The sequence below is a fragment of the Pseudomonas sp. GNP014 genome (assembly GCF_054344005.1).
In genome coordinates, this window is the sequence record NZ_JBTGUS010000001.1 from 5,277,654 (window position 1) to 5,293,791 (window position 16,138).

Here is a 16,138-nt window from a genome sequence, read left to right on the forward strand (position 1 = left end):
CCGGCATTCGGGGCCGTGGACAACCCTGCACTAAAGAAAAACGGGGCAACCGATAAAACTTATATAAATGCGACATGGGTAACAGTGGTGAAATAACCGCTCTACATTTCAGCAATATTTGGCACAGCGGTTGCAAAACGAACTTCGAACGCAACATCTGCAGGAGCTGCCGAAGGCTCGGCAGGCCCTAGATAAAACAACACCAGGGAACGGCTAATGAACATAAAAAGTCGATGACACTAAGCCAGTAAGCCTGCACAAGCCTATTAATAGATAGTTCAACTATCGGCCTGCGCACACCTAGAAGAAAGTTACACCCACCCACTCGAACATCACCCATATGTTCGGACGGCACCTTATTGCCCTTCATCAACCCGAGGGAGCTTTAATGAACGATGCGGTAAAGCACAAAACCCTGCCGGGGCCATTACGGGAAGCGCCACTCCCGCCGGCGTTGGGCGGGCCGGCCTTTAAAGCCAACACCTCGCAACCCGGCGGGTTGAATAAACAGCAGATGCTGTTGCTGGTGGCGGTATCGGCGCTGATACACGGCGGCGCCTGGTGGTTTCTCCAGCAGACCCGGCCCGAGCCACTGCCGACACCGCCGCAGATTCCGGAAATGACTGTCGAGCTGACCAGCCCGACACCACCGGCACCGCCCACCCCGGAACCACCACCGCCTCCTCCACCACCGCCGGAACCTGAACAACCGGTGGAAGACGAAGACGCGGTCAAGCCACCGCCGAAACCGGTGGAGAAACCCAAGCCGATCGAAAAACCGAAACCGGTCGAGAAGCCGAAACCGCTGAAAAAGGTCGAGCCGCCGAAAGCGCCCCCCGCCCCGGCACAACCGGCCGCTCCCGCAGCACCGGCGACCCCGAGCGCGCCACCAGCACCTGCCGCCGCGCCCGCGCCGGTGAAAGAGTCGGCGGCGATTTCCGGCCTCGCCAGCCTCGGCAACCCGCCGCCGGAATACCCGTCGCTGGCGCTGCGGCGCAATTGGGAAGGCAGCGTGGTGTTGCGCATTCAGGTACTGGCCAACGGACGCGCCGGCTCGGTGACGGTGACCAAGTCCAGCGGCAAGCCGCAACTGGATGACGCGGCCGTCGCGGCGGTGAAGAACTGGAAGTTTATTCCGGCCAAACGCGGTGACACGCCGATCGACGGCTTCGCCACCCAGACCATTGATTTCAAATTGCCGCAATAACGGCACAACCCGACGAACTCACAACCGACTTAATGCAAGCGAGGTGTAGCCATGAACCCTTCTCTGTCTTCGATGATTGTCCCCGGTGTGCTCTGGGGGCTGGTGCTGTTTTCCGTGGTCAGCTGGGCGATCCTGCTGGTCAAGTCGGCGCAATACCTGCGCCAGAAAGCCCAGAACAAACAGTTCAGCAAAGCCTTCTGGGGCGCGCCGGACCTGCTCACCGCCGCCGAGCACGCCAGCCAGTACCCGGGCTCGCTGGCGCGCATTGCCAGCAGCGGTTTCGAAGCCCTGCTGGTGGAGGATTCGCCGCGCACCACCCAGCAATTGGCGCACACCATCAATCGCTCGGATCGCCTGGAACGCAACCTGCGCCAGCAGATCCAGAAGGAACGCCGCTCGCTGGAAAACGGTCAGGCGATCCTCGCCAGTATCGGCAGCACCGCGCCGTTCATTGGGTTGTTCGGCACCGTGTGGGGCATCATGGAAGCCTTGCAAAGCATCGGCGAAACCGGTTCGGCCAGCCTTGAAGCGGTCGCCGGCCCGATCGGTCACGCACTGATCGCCACCGGCGTCGGCATCGCCGTCGCGGTGCCGGCGGTGCTGATTTACAACTTCTTCCTGCGTCGCCTCAAGCTCGCCTCGGCGGACATGGACGACTTCGCCCACGACTTCGACGCCCTCGCCTCGCGCAGCGCGTTTTCCATCAGCCGCCAGGCCATCGCCAGCAAAACCACAGCCGCCGTGCGGGAGGCCAGCTGATGTCCTTTTCCACTCAAGACAGCGATGAAGTGCTCAGCGAAATGAACGTCACGCCGCTGGTGGACGTGATGCTCGTGCTGCTGGTGGTGTTCATCGTCACCGCACCGCTGATGACCAACGCGATCAAAGTCAACTTGCCGAAAACCGACGCCGTCGCCCCCGCCGAAAAGAAGGATCCGGTAGTGGTCAGCGTCGATCAGGACGGCAAGTTCTATCTGGCCAAGACCGAACTGGCTCCGGAATCGCTGGAGGCCAGCCTCAAGGAGGTCAAGGCCAAGGACAGCGAAGTCCGCGTGCAGTTGCAGGCCGACTCCGCCGTCAATTACGGCCAGGTGGCCAAGGCCATGGCGTCCATCGAACGCTCGGGCATTACCAAAATATCGGTGATGACCACCCACTGAGTGCGGTGTCGGGCGCGCGTTAAAAAACGCGCCCGACACCGCGGACCGCCTCCCGTCGCAATCAGCCGACCGAAAAACGCAAAGCGTCTTCGGAGGGGATCGGCTTGCTTGAAGAAAGTGGTTTTCCGCACGCGGTATCACCGAAAGCGGAGCAATGAGGGGCTCACAAGGCCAATTCGATAACGTCTAACAAAGTCGGAAACAACCATGCTGATGAACACTCCACGCTTCACGCTCAAACCTTTGGTGGCAACGATTTCTCGTCGCCGTTTTGTTCCGTTGTATCTGGTGGCCATGGGGATGGGCGCCGGCACCGTGCAAGCCGCCGAGGACGACAATGCTGCCGTACCGGCTGCGGCGACGGTGGCTGCGCCGACCACGCAACTGCAACGGGTGGAAGTGACCGGTTCGGCGATTCGCCGGGTCGATGCCGAGACGGCGGTGCCGATCACCATTCTCAAGGCCGATGAACTGCGCAAACAAGGCGTGACCACCACCGCCGAACTGGTGCAGCGCATCACCGGCAGCCAGTCGATCAACAACAGCGCCGGCTCGGTCGGCGCGGCCACCGGCGGCGCGTCGTTTGCCGACATGCGCGGCATCGGCGCGAACAAGACGCTGGTGCTGCTCAACGGTCGACGCCTGGCCAACAACGCCTTGTCCGGCACCAACTCGGCCGGTGGCGCGGTGGATCTGAACATGATCCCGTTTGCCGCCATCGAACGCGTGGAAGTCCTGCGCGACGGCGCGTCAGCCCTGTACGGCACCGACGCCATCGGCGGCGTGATCAACTTCATCACCAAGAAATCCATGACCGACGGCCAGTTGAGCCTCGGCGGCGAAACCCCGACCCACAGCGGCGGTGGCGCTACCAAAGACATGAGCGCCAGTTGGGGTTACGGCGATCTGGAGCAGGACCGCTTCAACGTGCTCGGCGTGTTCAACTACAACAAGCAGCAGAACCTCGACGCCAACGACCGCTCCTTTGCCCGCGACTACGTGCCCGGCCGCGGCCTGGACCAGACCTCCGGCACCGCATTCCCCGGCAACTACAGCCAGAACGGCAACGCCACCAACCCACTGGCCAACAGCAATTGCAACGGTCCCAACCTTGTGGCCCGCGACGGTTTGTGCCGCTTCAGCACCCGCGAATACATCGACCTGATTCCGCAAACTGAAAAGACTTCGTTCTTCGGCAAGACCACCGGCAAGCTGGCGGACGACCACAACGTCAACCTCGAATACTTCTGGTCGCGCAACAACAACGCCACGGCGGTCGGCCCGGCTCCGCTCACCGGCCTGAGCCTGGATGCCTCATCGCCCTACTACCCCGGCAACGGCATCACCCCGGCGCCCACCGGTTTCGCCCTCGACCCGACGCAACCGGTGGACGTCAACTGGCGCGAAACCGCCGCCGGTCCCCGCGAATCGAAAGACCAGAACACCAGCCAGCGCTTCTTGCTCAGCTTCGACGGTCTGGTCGGCGGCTGGGATTACAATGTCGGCGCCTCGTACAACCAGAACAAAATCGTCTCCAGCGTCACCAGCGGTTATGTCAGCGACCAGGCGATGATCAATGGTCTGGCCAGCGGCCTGCTCAACCCGTTCGGCCCGCAATCCGCTGCCGGCCAGCAGTACATCGACGCGGCGGCGTACCACGGCGCCTACACCACGGCTGTCGGCCGCGTGGCCGGGTTCGACGGCCGGATCAGCCGCGAAATCGGTGACTGGTTCGGCGCCGGTCCTTCCGGCCTGGCGCTGGGTGGCGAGTACCGCAAAGAGAAATTCCACCAGGACTTCGAGCAGTTTGCCGGCGATATCCAGAGCCTCGGCATCGACCCGAACGGCAGCGTCGAAGGCGACCGCAGCGTGAAAGCCGCGTACGCCGAAATCAACGTGCCGGTGCTCGATAGCCTCGAACTGTCCGCCGCCGTGCGTCACGACAAATACAGCGACTTCGGCAGCACCACCAACCCGAAATACTCGTTCCGTTACCAGCCGTTGAAAGAGCTGGTGGTACGTGGTGCCTACAGCGAAGGTTTCCGTGCGCCGTCGCTGTACGAGCTTTATTCACCGCGCAGCATCACCTTCACCCAGGGCTACTACAACGACCCGGTGCTGTGTACCGGCGGCGTAGTGCAACCAGGCGGCAACGGCGGGCGCGATTGCGGTCAGCAGTTCCTCAACCAGATCGGCGGCAATGAGGATCTGGCGCCGGAGAAAGCCCGCAACGTCACCCTGGGCTTCGTTTATCAACCGGTGAACAACCTGTCGGTGGGCCTGGATTTCTGGTGGATTCACATTTCCAACCAGATCCAGCCGTTCCCGGAATCCACCGTGTTTGATCAGGCCGGTGCCTATCAGGACCGCTTCGTGCGCAATGCCGACGGCACGCTCAACTACATCGTCACTGGCAACGCCAACCTCGGCATCGTCGAAACCAACGGGGTCGACGTGTCGCTGGACTATCGCTTCCCGAACACGCCGTACGGCCAGTTCGGCCTGGGCCTGCAAGGCACCTATGTTGACGAGTACGACTTCCAGAGCACCATCAAAGGCCCGTTCACCGACAAGGTCGGCGACTTCCAGGGTGACGGCGTGATTGCCCGCTGGAAACACAACCTCACCGGCAGCTGGACCTTCGGCGCGGCGCGGGCGTCGCTGACCAACCGCTTCACCACCGGTTACAACGACTACGACCGCGACACCCACGCACGCGTGGCGTCGTATTCGGTGTGGGACCTGTCGGCCGGCTACACCTTCGACAAGGTGCTGGACGTCGATGCCGGGCTGAAGAACATGTTCGACCGCAACCCGCCGTTCACCAACCAGGCCTACAACTTCCAGAGCGGCTATGACCCGCGCTACACCGATCCGCTGGGCCGTACCTTGTTTGCGCGCATGACGTACCACTTCTAACCGGAAATACCACAACCCCAGTGTGGGAGCGAGCTTGCTCGCGAAGGCGTCGTGTCAGTCAACACATCCTTCGCTGACATACCGCATTCGCGAGCAAGCTCGCTCCCACAGGGATTCGGGCTTCTTCAGGGATTTTCAGGAGTGACTTCATGAGTTTTTTGCGCAACATGGCTGGCCTGCTGCTCGGCAGTGCGCTGCTATGCACTGGCACTTCGGCGCTGGCCGGCGGCAGTTATGCGCTGACGGTTTACGGCGAAGCGCCGAAGTATCCGGCGAACTTCGAGCATTTCGACTTCGTCGATCCCAAGGCGCCCAAGGGCGGTTCGCTGAGCCGGGCGTCGATGGAAATCGGTCAATACAACTACATCACCCCGTATGCCGATCAGGGCATTTCCGTGGTGCAGGTCAACGACTGGGTGTATGCGCCGCTGGCGTTCCGTTCGCTGGACGAGCCCTACACCGTTTACGGACTGGTCGCGCAACAAATGGAACGCGATCCCGAGGGACTCTGGGTACGCTTCACCCTCAATCCAAAGGCACGCTTCGCCGACGGCACGCCGATCACCGCCGAGGACGTGCGCTACACCTTCAACCTGCTGATGACCAAGGGCAGCCTCAGCTATCGCCAGCAATACGCCGACGTGCAGGACGTGCTGATCGAAGGCCCGCGGCAGGTGCGCTTCACTTTCAAGAACAATCTCAACCGCACGTTGGCACTGGACCTGGCGACGATGCGCGTGCTGCCCGAACACTGGTGGCAAACCCGCGACTTTGCCAATGGCGGCGGTTTCGAGCCGCCGCTGGGCAGCGGCCCGTACCGCGTGAGCAAGGTCGATGCCGGGCGCAGCATCAGTTTCGAACGCGATCCGGACTGGTGGGGCAAAGACCTGCCGGTCAGTCGTGGCATGTACAACTTCGACACCCTGACGGTGAATTTTTACGGCGACACTGACGTCGCCCGTCAGTTGTTGCAGGCCGGCGCCTTCGACTACAACCGCGAATTTTCCTCGTCCGGTTATGTGGTCGGCTATGACAGCCCGGCATTGCGTGACGGTCGCTTGCAGCAGTCGATCCTTGCCCCGGACAAACCGACGGCGGCGCAGGGCTTCGTGTTCAACCTGCAAAACCCGATTTTCCAGGATCGTCGCGTGCGTCAGGCCATCAGCCTGCTGTGGGATTTCGAGTGGACTAACAAGCAGATGATGCGCGGCTTCTACGTGCGCCAGAACAGCTTCTGGCCAAAGAGTGAAATGGCCGCCACCGCGCTACCTGATGCCGACGAGTTGAAGATCCTCGAACCGCTGCGCGGGCAGATCCCCGACGAGGTCTTCACCGCGGTGTATCAGGCACCGAAAACCGATGGCAGCGGCTACATCCGCGACAAGCAACTGCAAGCGTTGAAACTGCTCGCCGAGGCCGGCTGGACACCGCAACACAATCGGCTGGTCAATGCTGCCGGCGAGCCTTTGGAATTCACGTTTCTCGACGGTCAGGGCGGCTTCGACCGCATGCTGCTGCCGTTCAAGCGCACCCTCGCGCAGATCGGCATCACCCTGAATTTGCGCCGGATCGACTCAGCGCAATACATCAACCGCCTCAACGCCCGGGACTACGACATGATCGTCGCCGCGTTCCCGCGCAGCGGCGATCCGATCGTCTCTCCCGGCCGTGAGTTGTACAACCTGTACGCCTCGCAAAGTGCCACACAGGTCGGCAGTTCCAACTCAATGGTGCTGGCCAACCCGGCGGTCGATCGACTGATCGACGGGCTGGTCCAGGCCAACACTCGCGAAGCCATGGTGCATTACGCCCGCGCCCTCGACCGGGTGCTGCAATGGGGTTACTACATGATTCCCAACTACTACTCCAAAGGCACACCGACGGTGTATCAGAACCGTTTCGGCATGCCGTCTGTGCAACCGGCATACGACGAAGGCCTCAACACCTGGTGGGAGGTCTCGGCCAAGCCGTTGACCACGCAACAGATGCACACCCGGCTCGCGGGGGGTCAGTGACATGCTGCGTTATCTGAGTAGGCGTTTGCTGCTGATCATCCCCACGCTGCTGTGCATTCTGGTGGTCAATTTCCTCATCGTGCAGGCCGCACCGGGTGGCCCGGTGGAACAAGCCATTGCGCGCCTGCAAGGCTTCGGCGGACACAGCATGGGCGGCGGTGGCGAAGTGGCCGCGACGGGCGGTGCCGGGCGCAGCAGCCGTGGCCTCGACCCGGCGCTGATCGAAGAAATCAAACACCACTACGGCTTCGACAAACCGATGCACGAACGCCTGTGGCTGATGCTGAAAAACTACGCGCAACTGGATCTGGGCAGCAGTTTCTTTCGTGGCGCCAAGGTCACCGACCTGATCGCGCAGAAGTTGCCGGTGTCGCTGTCGCTGGGCTTGTGGGCAACGTTGATCACCTACCTGATTTCGATCCCGCTGGGCATTCGCAAAGCAATCACCAACGGCAGCGCCTTCGATGTCTGGAGCAGCACGGCGATCATCATCGGCTACGCGATGCCGGCGTTTCTGTTCGCGATTCTGTTGATCGTGGTGTTTGCCGGTGGCAGTTACGTCAACTGGTTTCCGGTGCAGGGCCTGGTCTCGGACAACTTCGACAGCCTCAGCCCCCTCGGCAAAGTCGGCGATTACCTCTGGCATCTGGTATTGCCGGTGACGGCGCTGGTGATCGGCGGCTTCGCCACGCTGACCATCCTGACCAAAAACAGCTTCCTCAACGAAATCAGCCGCCAGTACGTGATCACTGCGCGGGCCAAGGGTTTGACCGAGCGCCGCGTGCTTTACGGCCATGTGTTTCGCAACGCGATGCTGCTGGTGGTGGCCGGTGTGCCGTCGGCGTTGATCGAGGTGTTTTTCGCCGGCTCCTTGCTGATCGAAACCATTTTCAACCTCGATGGCCTCGGGCGCATGAGCTACGAAGCGGCGGTGTCGCGTGATTATCCGGTGGTGTTCGGCGCGCTGTTTCTGTTCACCCTGTTCGGCCTGCTGATCAAGCTGATCGGCGACCTCTGCTACACCCTGCTCGACCCGCGCATCGACTTCTCGGCGAGGACTGCCTGATGTTCACACTTTCCCCTCTGGGCCAGCGCCGCATTGCGCAATTCAAGGCCAACCGGCGTGGACGCTGGTCGCTGTGGCTGTTTATCGGCCTGTGCCTGGTCTGCCTCGGCGGTGAGCTGATTGCCAATGACAAACCCTTGGTGATCCGCTATCACGACGCCTTCTATTTCCCGATTCTCAGCGATTATCTGGAAACCGATTTCGGCGGCGAACTGCCGTTCCAGCCGGATTACGCCAGCGCCTACGTACACCGGCTGATCGAGGATCAGGGCGGCTGGATGCTGTTCCCGCCGATTCCGTTCAGCTACGACACGGTCAACTACGACCTCGACGAGCCGGCACCGAGCCCGCCCTCGGCGAGCAACTGGCTGGGCACCGACGATCAGGCACGGGACGTCTTAGCGCGGGTGATTTTCGGCACACGGATTTCGATTCTGTTTGCACTGATCCTCACCGGCATCAGTGCGCTGGTGGGCATCGTCGCCGGGGCATTGCAGGGTTATTACGGCGGTTGGGTCGACTTGCTCGGGCAGCGGCTATTGGAGATATGGTCGGGGCTACCGGTGCTGTATCTGTTGATCATCCTGTCCGGTTTCGTCTCGCCGAGTTTCTGGTGGTTGCTGGGGATCATGGCGCTGTTTTCCTGGCTGGCACTGGTGGATGTAGTGCGGGCCGAATTCCTTCGCGGGCGCAATCTGGAATACGTCAAAGCCGCACGGGCCTTGGGCCTGACTGACACCGCACTGATGTGCCGGCACATTCTGCCCAACGCGATGACCTCCACCCTCACCTACCTGCCGTTCATTCTCACCGGTGCCATCGCCACCCTGACCGCACTGGATTTTCTCGGCTTCGGCATGCCGGCGGGCAGCGCATCGCTGGGCGAACTGATCGGCCAGGCCAAGCGCAATCTGCAAGCGCCATGGCTGGGGCTGACGGCGTTTTTCGCGCTGGCGCTGATTCTTTCGTTGCTGGTGTTTATCGGTGAGGCCTGCCGTGACGCATTCGATCCCCGGAGCTGACATGAACGACAACCTGATTGAAATCCGCGACCTGCGCGTCGCCTTCGCCGGGCAGCAAGTGGTGCATGGTGTGAACCTCGATATTCGCCGTGGCGAATGCCTGGCACTGGTCGGCGAATCCGGCTCGGGCAAGTCGGTGACGGCGCATTCGATCCTGCGCTTGTTGCCGGACAAGAGTGTCAGCAGCAGCGGCTCGATCCGCTACCACGGCATGGACTTGTTGCAGGCCAGCGAGCAGCAGATGCGCGGTTTGCGCGGCAACCGGATCGCGATGATTTTCCAGGAGCCGATGACTTCGCTGAACCCGCTGCACACCGTGGAAAAGCAGGTCAGCGAAGTGTTGGAAATTCACAAAGGCCTCAAGGGCCGCGCCGCTCGCGCACGGACGCTGGAGCTGCTGGAGCTGGTCGGTATTCGCCAGCCCCTGCAGCGCTTGAAAGCCTATCCGCATCAGCTCTCCGGCGGTCAGCGGCAACGGGTGATGATCGCCATGGCGCTGGCCAACGAGCCGCAATTGTTGATCGCCGATGAACCGACCACGGCGCTCGACGTGACCGTGCAGCAGAAGATTCTCGAATTGCTGATCGAGCTGCAGCAGCGCCTCGGCATGTCGCTGTTGCTGATCAGCCACGACCTCAATCTGGTGCGGCGCATCGCTCAGCGGGTGTGCGTGATGCGCCATGGCGAGATCGTCGAACAGGCCGATTGCGCAGCGCTGTTTCGGGCACCGCAGCATCCTTACAGTCGTTTGTTGATCGAGGCTGAACCCAGCGGTGCGCCGGTGCCGAGTGAGTACGATCACAACTTGCTTGAGGTCGACGATCTGAAGGTCTGGTTCCCGTTGCCCAAAGGGTTTTTCAGTCGCCAGCAGGATTACATCAAAGCCGTGGATGGCGTGAGTTTCACCCTGCAACGCGGCAAGACCCTGGGCATTGTCGGTGAGTCGGGTTCGGGCAAGTCGACGCTGGGTCAGGCGATCCTGCGCCTGGTGGAATCGGAGGGCAGTATCCGTTTCGGCAACAAACAGCTGAGCCTGCTCAATCAACGCTTGATGCGACCGTTGCGGCGGCAGATTCAAGTGGTGTTCCAGGATCCGTTCGGCAGCCTCAGCCCTCGGATGTCGGTGCAGCAGATCATTGCCGAAGGCCTGCTGACCCACGGTATCGGCACTGCGGCCGAACGCGAAGCGGCGGTGATTCGCGTGCTTGAGGAGGTCGGCCTCGACCCGCAAAGCCGCCATCGTTACCCACACGAGTTTTCCGGTGGCCAGCGCCAGCGCATTTCCATCGCGCGCGCCTTGGTGCTGGAGCCGGCGCTGATTCTGCTCGATGAACCGACCTCTGCGCTGGATCGCACGGTGCAGAAGCAGGTGGTGGAATTATTGCGGCAATTGCAGATCAGGCATGGTCTGACCTATCTGTTCATCAGCCATGACCTGGCAGTGGTGCACGCACTGGCCCATGACTTGATCGTGATCAAGGACGGCAAGGTGGTCGAGCAAGGATCGTCGCGGGAGATCTTCGCCGCGCCGCAACATCCTTACACCCAGGAGTTGCTGAACGCCTCCGGCCTCAAACCCAATAAGGAACCCTGTGGGAGCTGGCTTGCCAGCGATTGCGGTGTATCAGAGAAAACGATGTTGGCTGACACGACGCCATCGCTGACAAGCCAGCTCCCACAGGTATAGAGGTGATCCAGAAAAATATTTTCCAGCCACTGCATCCAAACGTCTCCGCCACGGGTAGTCCCTGTAACAGCCACTGATGGCTGCCAGCGATCTACCCTTTTCGGAGAACACACTGATGAACACCACACAGCTGATTTGCTTCACCGGTTTGCTCGCAGCCTCCGCCGGCGCTTTCGCCCAAAGCGGCCTGCCGGACAGCATCAAAGTCCCGGATGGCCACAAAGTCGCAATGGAAACCACCGGTGTCGGCGAGATCACCTACGAATGCCGCGACAAACCCAATGCCGCCGGGCAGACCGAGTGGACCTTTGTCGGCCCCAAAGCGGTGCTCAATGATCGCAGCGGCAAGCAAGTCGGCACCTACTTCGGCCCACCCGCCACCTGGCAGGCCAAGGACGGTTCGAAAGTCACCGGCACGCAATTGGCCGTGGCGCCGTCGAGTCCGGGCAACCTGCCTTATCAACTGGTCAAGGCCAACCCGGCCGAGGGCAAAGGCGCGATGAGCGGCGTCAGCTACATCCAGCGGGTCGCACTCAAGGGTGGCGTGGCGCCCGGCAGTGAATGCACGGCGGCGAACAAGGGCAAGCAGGAAGTGGTGAAATATCAGGCGGATTACATCTTCTGGGCGGCGAACTGATTTCCTGACTCATCGCAAATCCCCTGTAGGAGTGAGCTTGCTCGCGACAGCGGAGTGTCAGCCAACACAGGCTTCACTGACGCACCGCTGTCGCGAGCAGGCTCTCTCCTGCAAAGGGAATGGAGTTGTGTGGATGTTTGCGGAATGTGAGCTAGATTGCACGACATGCCTTTAGCCGAATCCGTTTTCGATTACGAAGCCCGCCTCGCTGCCTGTGCCCGAGGCGAGCGCCTGGCCCTGCACGATTTGTACGTACAGGAAGGCCCACGCCTGCTCGGTGTGGCCAAACGGCTGGTGCGCGACACGGCGCTGGCGGAGGACATTGTTCATGAGGCATTCATCAAGATCTGGAACGGCGCGGCGGGATTTGATCCGGCGCGTGGTTCGGCGCGTGGCTGGATGTTCAGCGTGACCCGGCATCTGGCGCTGAATCTGTTACGTGATCAGGGCCGGGAAACGCCCTTTGACGAAGCTCACGAAGTGGCTGTGGATGAGGACGGTTTCGACGCCCACGCGCATTCGGCGCGCATCCACCGCTGTCTGGAACAACTGGAACCACAACGGCGCAGTTGCATCCTGCATGCCTACGTCGACGGCTACAGCCACGCGCAGATCGCCACCCGTCTCGACACGCCACTGGGCACCGTCAAAGCCTGGATCAAACGCAGCCTCAATGCGTTGCGGGAGTGCATGGGATGACCACTGAATCGGCGCAGCAACTTGATGAACTGGCCAGCGAATACGTGCTCGGCACCCTGTCAGCGCCGGAGCGCGAAGCGGTGCAACAGCGCTTGCGCAACGAGCCCGAACTGCAAGCCGCGGTGGATGCCTGGGAGCGGCGATTGCTGGACCTGACGGACCTGGCCGGAACGCATCCGCCCTCGCCGCACTTGTGGCCACGCATCGAACGCAGTGTCGAGCGACTCTCGCGCAAGGCACCTGAGCCGGCGCGTCCTTCGTGGTGGAATCTGCTGCCGTTGTGGCGGAGTCTGAGCGCCGCCGGGCTGGCCGCGACGCTGATCCTGGGGACGTTGTTGGTGACCCAGACCGCGCCGAAACCAAGCTATCTGGTGGTACTGGTCGCCCCGCAGGACAAGGCGCCAGGCTGGGTGATCCAGGCGAACAATGCACGGGAGATCCAGTTGATTCCGCTGGGAGTGGTCGAAGTGCCGGCGGACAAGGCGCTGGAGTTCTGGACCAAAGCTGACGGCTGGCAAGGGCCGGTGTCGCTGGGGCTGGTCAAACCGGGGCAGGCATTGAAGGTGCCGCTGGACAAACTGCCGCCGCTGCAACCGAACCAGCTGTTCGAACTCACCCTCGAAGGCGCCAACGGCTCGCCGATCGGCAAACCGACCGGACCGATTCAGGCCATCGGCAGAGCCGTCAAAGTGCTTTGAGCACGCATCAACCGGCCTTGGCCATGCAGCGTTTGTAGCGCTCATCCACACGTTTGGCGAACCACGCGGTGGTCAGTTTGCGGGTGATTTTCGGGCTCTGCAGCACGATCCCCGGCAGCACGGCGCGCGGCAGGGTTTTGCCCTCGGCCTTGTCCGCCAGCTCAAACACCCGTTGATAGAGCTTCGTCTCCTCGAATTCCAGGGTCTTGCCTTTCTCCAGTTGATCGCGAATCGTCGGATTGCGCATGCCCAGCGACTTGCCGAGGGTGCGCACTGCCAGCTCGGTGCTGCCGGGCAGGATCGAGTCATAGCGGATCAGGTCGCCATCCAGCGCCAAGGGAATGCCCGAGGCACGGCTGACCGCGTTCTGGAACGCCGCATTACGGCTGGCGTACCACCCGGCATTGAAGTCGGCAAAGCGGTACAACGGCTCGCGGTAACTCACCGGATAACCGAGCAAATGCGCGGTGCCGAAGTACATGCCGCCACGGCGGGTGAACACTTCGTGGCGGATCGTGCCGCTGACCGGGTACGGGTAGTCCCTGGCGTGCTGCTCGGCGAATTCGATGCTGACCTGCATCGGCCCGGCGGTGTGCACCGGGTTGAAGCCACCGAACAAGGTGCGCCCCATCGGTACCATGCCGATGAAGTCGTCGAACACCGCACTCAAGTCTTTCTCGCTGCGCGCGGCGTTCAGGCGTTCGCTGTAGGTCTTGCCGGTGGGCGAACGCACCGCCAGCGCGGCGCTGACCAGCATCCCGGGGATGTGCGCCTTGCCGGCGCGGCGGTCGATCTCGTCACGGGCGATCTTGCCCAGGCCCGGCACCGTCGGGTCAACCTGAAAGGTCGATTCCTGCTCGGCCACTGCCAGCACCGAACACAGGTTTTGCGTGGTCGGACTGATGTTCTGCGCGGCGAACGCGGCATAAATATCGGTGGCCCAGCCCTGGCGGTCAGGCACTTTTGCCGGCATCAGCCGCACGATTTCGGCCTTCACTTCGGCGGGCGCACGCGGGGCAGGTTCACTGCTGCGCTGGCCCGCGCAACCGGCGAGCACCAGCAGTGCAGCGAGAGAGATCAGTAATCGAGGGCTGTACATAGTGCTCCTTGGCGTGCGTTGAGCCGGTTCACCATACGATCAAAGGTGTGGCGCAGGCTAGGACTGCCGCAACGAAACACTGTTCCCGTGAGTATCGCGATCTTTGTAGCGAGGGCGCTTGCCGCCGCCGGGTCGCGAAGCGGCCCCTGCTTCTCTGATACAAGCGCACTGCCGCACAGTCCAGCGCAAGCAAGCGCCCTCGCCACACAATCTCGGCAAAAATGCAAAGGCCCGGCAGCGCCACCGCTGCGGGGCCTTTTCCGTCTGGCTGAGAAACTGGCCGCGCCGCCCTGCTGATCCATACTTGCTGCACAGCTGAAGGAGGACAGGCCATGAACCGCAGCGACGTACTGATCATCGGCGCCGGCCCGACCGGCCTGGTGCTGGCCCTGTGGCTGAGCAAACTCGGTGTGCGCGTGCGCATCCTCGACAAGACCTCCGCCCCCGGCACCACGTCCCGGGCGCTGGCGGTGCAGGCGCGAACCCTGGAGTTGTATCGTCAGCTGGACCTGGCCGACACCGTAGTGCGCAAGGGCCATCGGGTGGCGGCGGCGAACTTCTGGGTCAACGGCAAACCGGTCGCGCAATTGCCGCTGAACCGTATTGGCGAAGGGCTGACACCCTACGCGTTCGTCGAAATCTTCCCCCAGGATGAGCATGAACGGCTGCTGATCGAGCGCCTGGAAGATTACGGCGTCAGTGTCGAACGCAACACCACGCTGGAGAGCTTCGAGGAAACCAGCGACGGCCTCACCGCGCATCTGCGCTTGCCCGACGGCGAGCAGGAAATCTGTCAGGCCTGCTATCTGGCGGGCTGCGACGGCGCCCGTTCGGTGGTGCGCAAATCCCTCGACGCCGGTTTTCCTGGCGGCACGTATCAACAGATCTTCTATGTGGCAGACGTCAAGGCCAGCGGCCCGGCGATGAATGGCGAGCTGCACCTGGATCTGGATGAGGCAGACTTTCTCGCAGTGTTCCCGTTGGCTGGCGAAGGCCGCGCGCGGCTGATCGGCACGGTGCGCGACGAGCGTGCGGATCGCGCCGACACCCTGGCGTTTTCCGATGTCAGCAGCCGCGCCATCGAACACCTGAAAGTCCACATCGAGGACGTGCATTGGTTTTCCACCTACCGCGTGCATCACCGGGTGGCCGAACACTTTCGCAGCGGTCGCGCGTTCCTGCTCGGCGATGCCGCGCACGTGCACAGTCCGGCCGGTGGTCAGGGCATGAACACCGGCATCGGCGATGCGATCAATCTGGCGTGGAAACTCGCGGCGGTGCTCGGCGGCGGCGCCGAACCGGGCCTGCTCGACAGCTACGAAACCGAACGCATTGCCTTCGCCCGTCGACTGGTGTCGACCACCGACAAAGTGTTCAGCTTCGTCACCGCCGAGGGGCGCATGGCCGATCTGCTGCGCATGCGGGTGGCACCGTTCCTGATCCCGAAACTGGCGGCGTTCGAGGCCAGCCGCGAATTTCTCTTTCGCACTGTGTCGCAGGTCACCCTCAACTACCGCGGCATGCCGCTCAGCCAGGGCGTGGCCGGCCACGTGCACGGCGGCGATCGCCTGCCGTGGGCGCATGACGGTGAAGGCGATAATTACGAGCCACTACGGCAGCCGTGCTGGCAGGTGCACGTGTACGGCGACACCAGCGACGAGATGATCGCCTGGTGCCACGCACACCATCTGCCGCTGCATGTGTTCGACTGGCGTCCGGCGTTTGAAACAGCGGGGTTGGGGCGTAACGGATTTTATCTGTTGCGCCCGGACACCTATGTGGCGATAGCGGACAACAGCGCCGATCCGAAGGTGATCGAACGCTATTTTCGCGATCACGGGATCCGGCCGTATTTCGCCTGCCCCTGACCCAAAAACACCCAAAAACCTGTGGGAGCTGGCTTGCCAGCGATGAGGCCGGCACAGTCAA

At 62.2% G+C, this 16,138-nt stretch carries 13 protein-coding genes; 12 read left to right on the forward strand and 1 reads right to left on the reverse strand.

What is annotated here, in order from left to right:
* Positions 1-388 precede the first annotated feature (388 nt).
* The 11 genes from ACXX9E_RS23730 to ACXX9E_RS23780 all read left to right on the forward strand — a co-directional run bounded on the left by ACXX9E_RS23730 (position 389) and on the right by ACXX9E_RS23780 (position 13,110).
* Positions 389-1,207 (forward strand): energy transducer TonB, encoded by an 819-nt coding sequence (locus ACXX9E_RS23730; RefSeq protein WP_123462259.1) that lies wholly within the window; start codon positions 389-391, stop codon positions 1,205-1,207.
* Positions 1,208-1,258: 51 nt separating this feature from the next.
* Entirely contained in the window at positions 1,259-1,966 is a 708-nt protein-coding gene (locus tag ACXX9E_RS23735) for a MotA/TolQ/ExbB proton channel family protein (RefSeq protein ID WP_123462257.1), read from the forward strand.
* Positions 1,966-2,367 carry an ExbD/TolR family protein gene (locus ACXX9E_RS23740; protein WP_093433931.1) on the forward strand — a complete coding sequence of 134 codons (402 nt, stop codon included), beginning with the start codon at positions 1,966-1,968 and terminating at the stop codon, positions 2,365-2,367. The genes ACXX9E_RS23735 and ACXX9E_RS23740 overlap by 1 nt, the downstream gene beginning before the upstream one ends.
* A gap of 207 nt (positions 2,368-2,574) precedes the next feature.
* A complete protein-coding gene (locus ACXX9E_RS23745) occupies positions 2,575-5,286 on the forward strand; it encodes a TonB-dependent receptor (protein ID WP_458556302.1) in 2,712 nt (903 codons plus the stop codon).
* Between the two features lie 149 nt (positions 5,287-5,435).
* A complete protein-coding gene (locus ACXX9E_RS23750) occupies positions 5,436-7,301 on the forward strand; it encodes an extracellular solute-binding protein (RefSeq protein ID WP_458556303.1) in 1,866 nt (621 codons plus the stop codon).
* A 1-nt stretch (position 7,302) separates the two neighbouring features.
* Complete coding sequence (locus tag ACXX9E_RS23755) at positions 7,303-8,367, forward strand: microcin C ABC transporter permease YejB (RefSeq protein ID WP_123462253.1); 1,065 nt, start codon at positions 7,303-7,305, stop codon at positions 8,365-8,367.
* Positions 8,367-9,389, forward strand: coding sequence for an ABC transporter permease (locus ACXX9E_RS23760; protein ID WP_186748133.1), 1,023 nt, complete (start codon positions 8,367-8,369; stop codon positions 9,387-9,389). Before ACXX9E_RS23755 ends, ACXX9E_RS23760 begins: the two co-directional genes overlap by 1 nt.
* Before the next feature lies 1 nt (position 9,390).
* A complete protein-coding gene (locus ACXX9E_RS23765) occupies positions 9,391-11,076 on the forward strand; it encodes an ABC transporter ATP-binding protein (protein WP_458556304.1) in 1,686 nt (561 codons plus the stop codon).
* A 115-nt stretch (positions 11,077-11,191) separates the two neighbouring features.
* A complete protein-coding gene (locus ACXX9E_RS23770; protein WP_128616392.1) occupies positions 11,192-11,713 on the forward strand; it encodes a DUF3455 domain-containing protein in 522 nt (173 codons plus the stop codon).
* 165 nt (positions 11,714-11,878) lie between these two features.
* Positions 11,879-12,412 carry a sigma-70 family RNA polymerase sigma factor gene (locus ACXX9E_RS23775; RefSeq protein WP_123462244.1) on the forward strand — a complete coding sequence of 178 codons (534 nt, stop codon included), beginning with the start codon at positions 11,879-11,881 and terminating at the stop codon, positions 12,410-12,412.
* Complete coding sequence (locus ACXX9E_RS23780; protein WP_336346299.1) at positions 12,409-13,110, forward strand: anti-sigma factor; 702 nt, start codon at positions 12,409-12,411, stop codon at positions 13,108-13,110. Before ACXX9E_RS23775 ends, ACXX9E_RS23780 begins: the two co-directional genes overlap by 4 nt.
* 7 nt (positions 13,111-13,117) lie before the next feature.
* On the opposite strand, the gene ACXX9E_RS23785 is transcribed toward ACXX9E_RS23780, so the two are convergent.
* Complete coding sequence (locus ACXX9E_RS23785) at positions 13,118-14,209, reverse strand: DUF1615 domain-containing protein (RefSeq protein WP_429540705.1); 1,092 nt, start codon at positions 14,207-14,209, stop codon at positions 13,118-13,120.
* Between the two features lie 332 nt (positions 14,210-14,541).
* Here ACXX9E_RS23785 and ACXX9E_RS23790 point away from each other — a divergent pair, with 332 nt between their 5' ends.
* Positions 14,542-16,077, forward strand: a complete 1,536-nt coding sequence (locus ACXX9E_RS23790) for an FAD-dependent oxidoreductase (protein WP_458556305.1) — start codon at positions 14,542-14,544, stop codon at positions 16,075-16,077.
* The last annotated feature ends 61 nt before the right edge of the window (positions 16,078-16,138 follow it).

Coding starts and splice junctions, on each gene's coding strand:
- ACXX9E_RS23755 (WP_123462253.1), top strand. CDS start 7,303: ATGCTGCGTTATCTGAGTAGGCGTTTGCTGCTGATCATCCCCACGCTG.
- ACXX9E_RS23740 (WP_093433931.1), top strand. CDS start 1,966: ATGTCCTTTTCCACTCAAGACAGCGATGAAGTGCTCAGCGAAATGAAC.
- ACXX9E_RS23730 (WP_123462259.1), top strand. CDS start 389: ATGAACGATGCGGTAAAGCACAAAACCCTGCCGGGGCCATTACGGGAA.
- ACXX9E_RS23750 (WP_458556303.1), top strand. CDS start 5,436: ATGAGTTTTTTGCGCAACATGGCTGGCCTGCTGCTCGGCAGTGCGCTG.
- ACXX9E_RS23775 (WP_123462244.1), top strand. CDS start 11,879: ATGCCTTTAGCCGAATCCGTTTTCGATTACGAAGCCCGCCTCGCTGCC.
- ACXX9E_RS23770 (WP_128616392.1), top strand. CDS start 11,192: ATGAACACCACACAGCTGATTTGCTTCACCGGTTTGCTCGCAGCCTCC.
- ACXX9E_RS23785 (WP_429540705.1), bottom strand. CDS start 14,209: ATGTACAGCCCTCGATTACTGATCTCTCTCGCTGCACTGCTGGTGCTC.
- ACXX9E_RS23745 (WP_458556302.1), top strand. CDS start 2,575: ATGCTGATGAACACTCCACGCTTCACGCTCAAACCTTTGGTGGCAACG.
- ACXX9E_RS23765 (WP_458556304.1), top strand. CDS start 9,391: ATGAACGACAACCTGATTGAAATCCGCGACCTGCGCGTCGCCTTCGCC.
- ACXX9E_RS23790 (WP_458556305.1), top strand. CDS start 14,542: ATGAACCGCAGCGACGTACTGATCATCGGCGCCGGCCCGACCGGCCTG.
- ACXX9E_RS23780 (WP_336346299.1), top strand. CDS start 12,409: ATGACCACTGAATCGGCGCAGCAACTTGATGAACTGGCCAGCGAATAC.
- ACXX9E_RS23735 (WP_123462257.1), top strand. CDS start 1,259: ATGAACCCTTCTCTGTCTTCGATGATTGTCCCCGGTGTGCTCTGGGGG.
- ACXX9E_RS23760 (WP_186748133.1), top strand. CDS start 8,367: ATGTTCACACTTTCCCCTCTGGGCCAGCGCCGCATTGCGCAATTCAAG.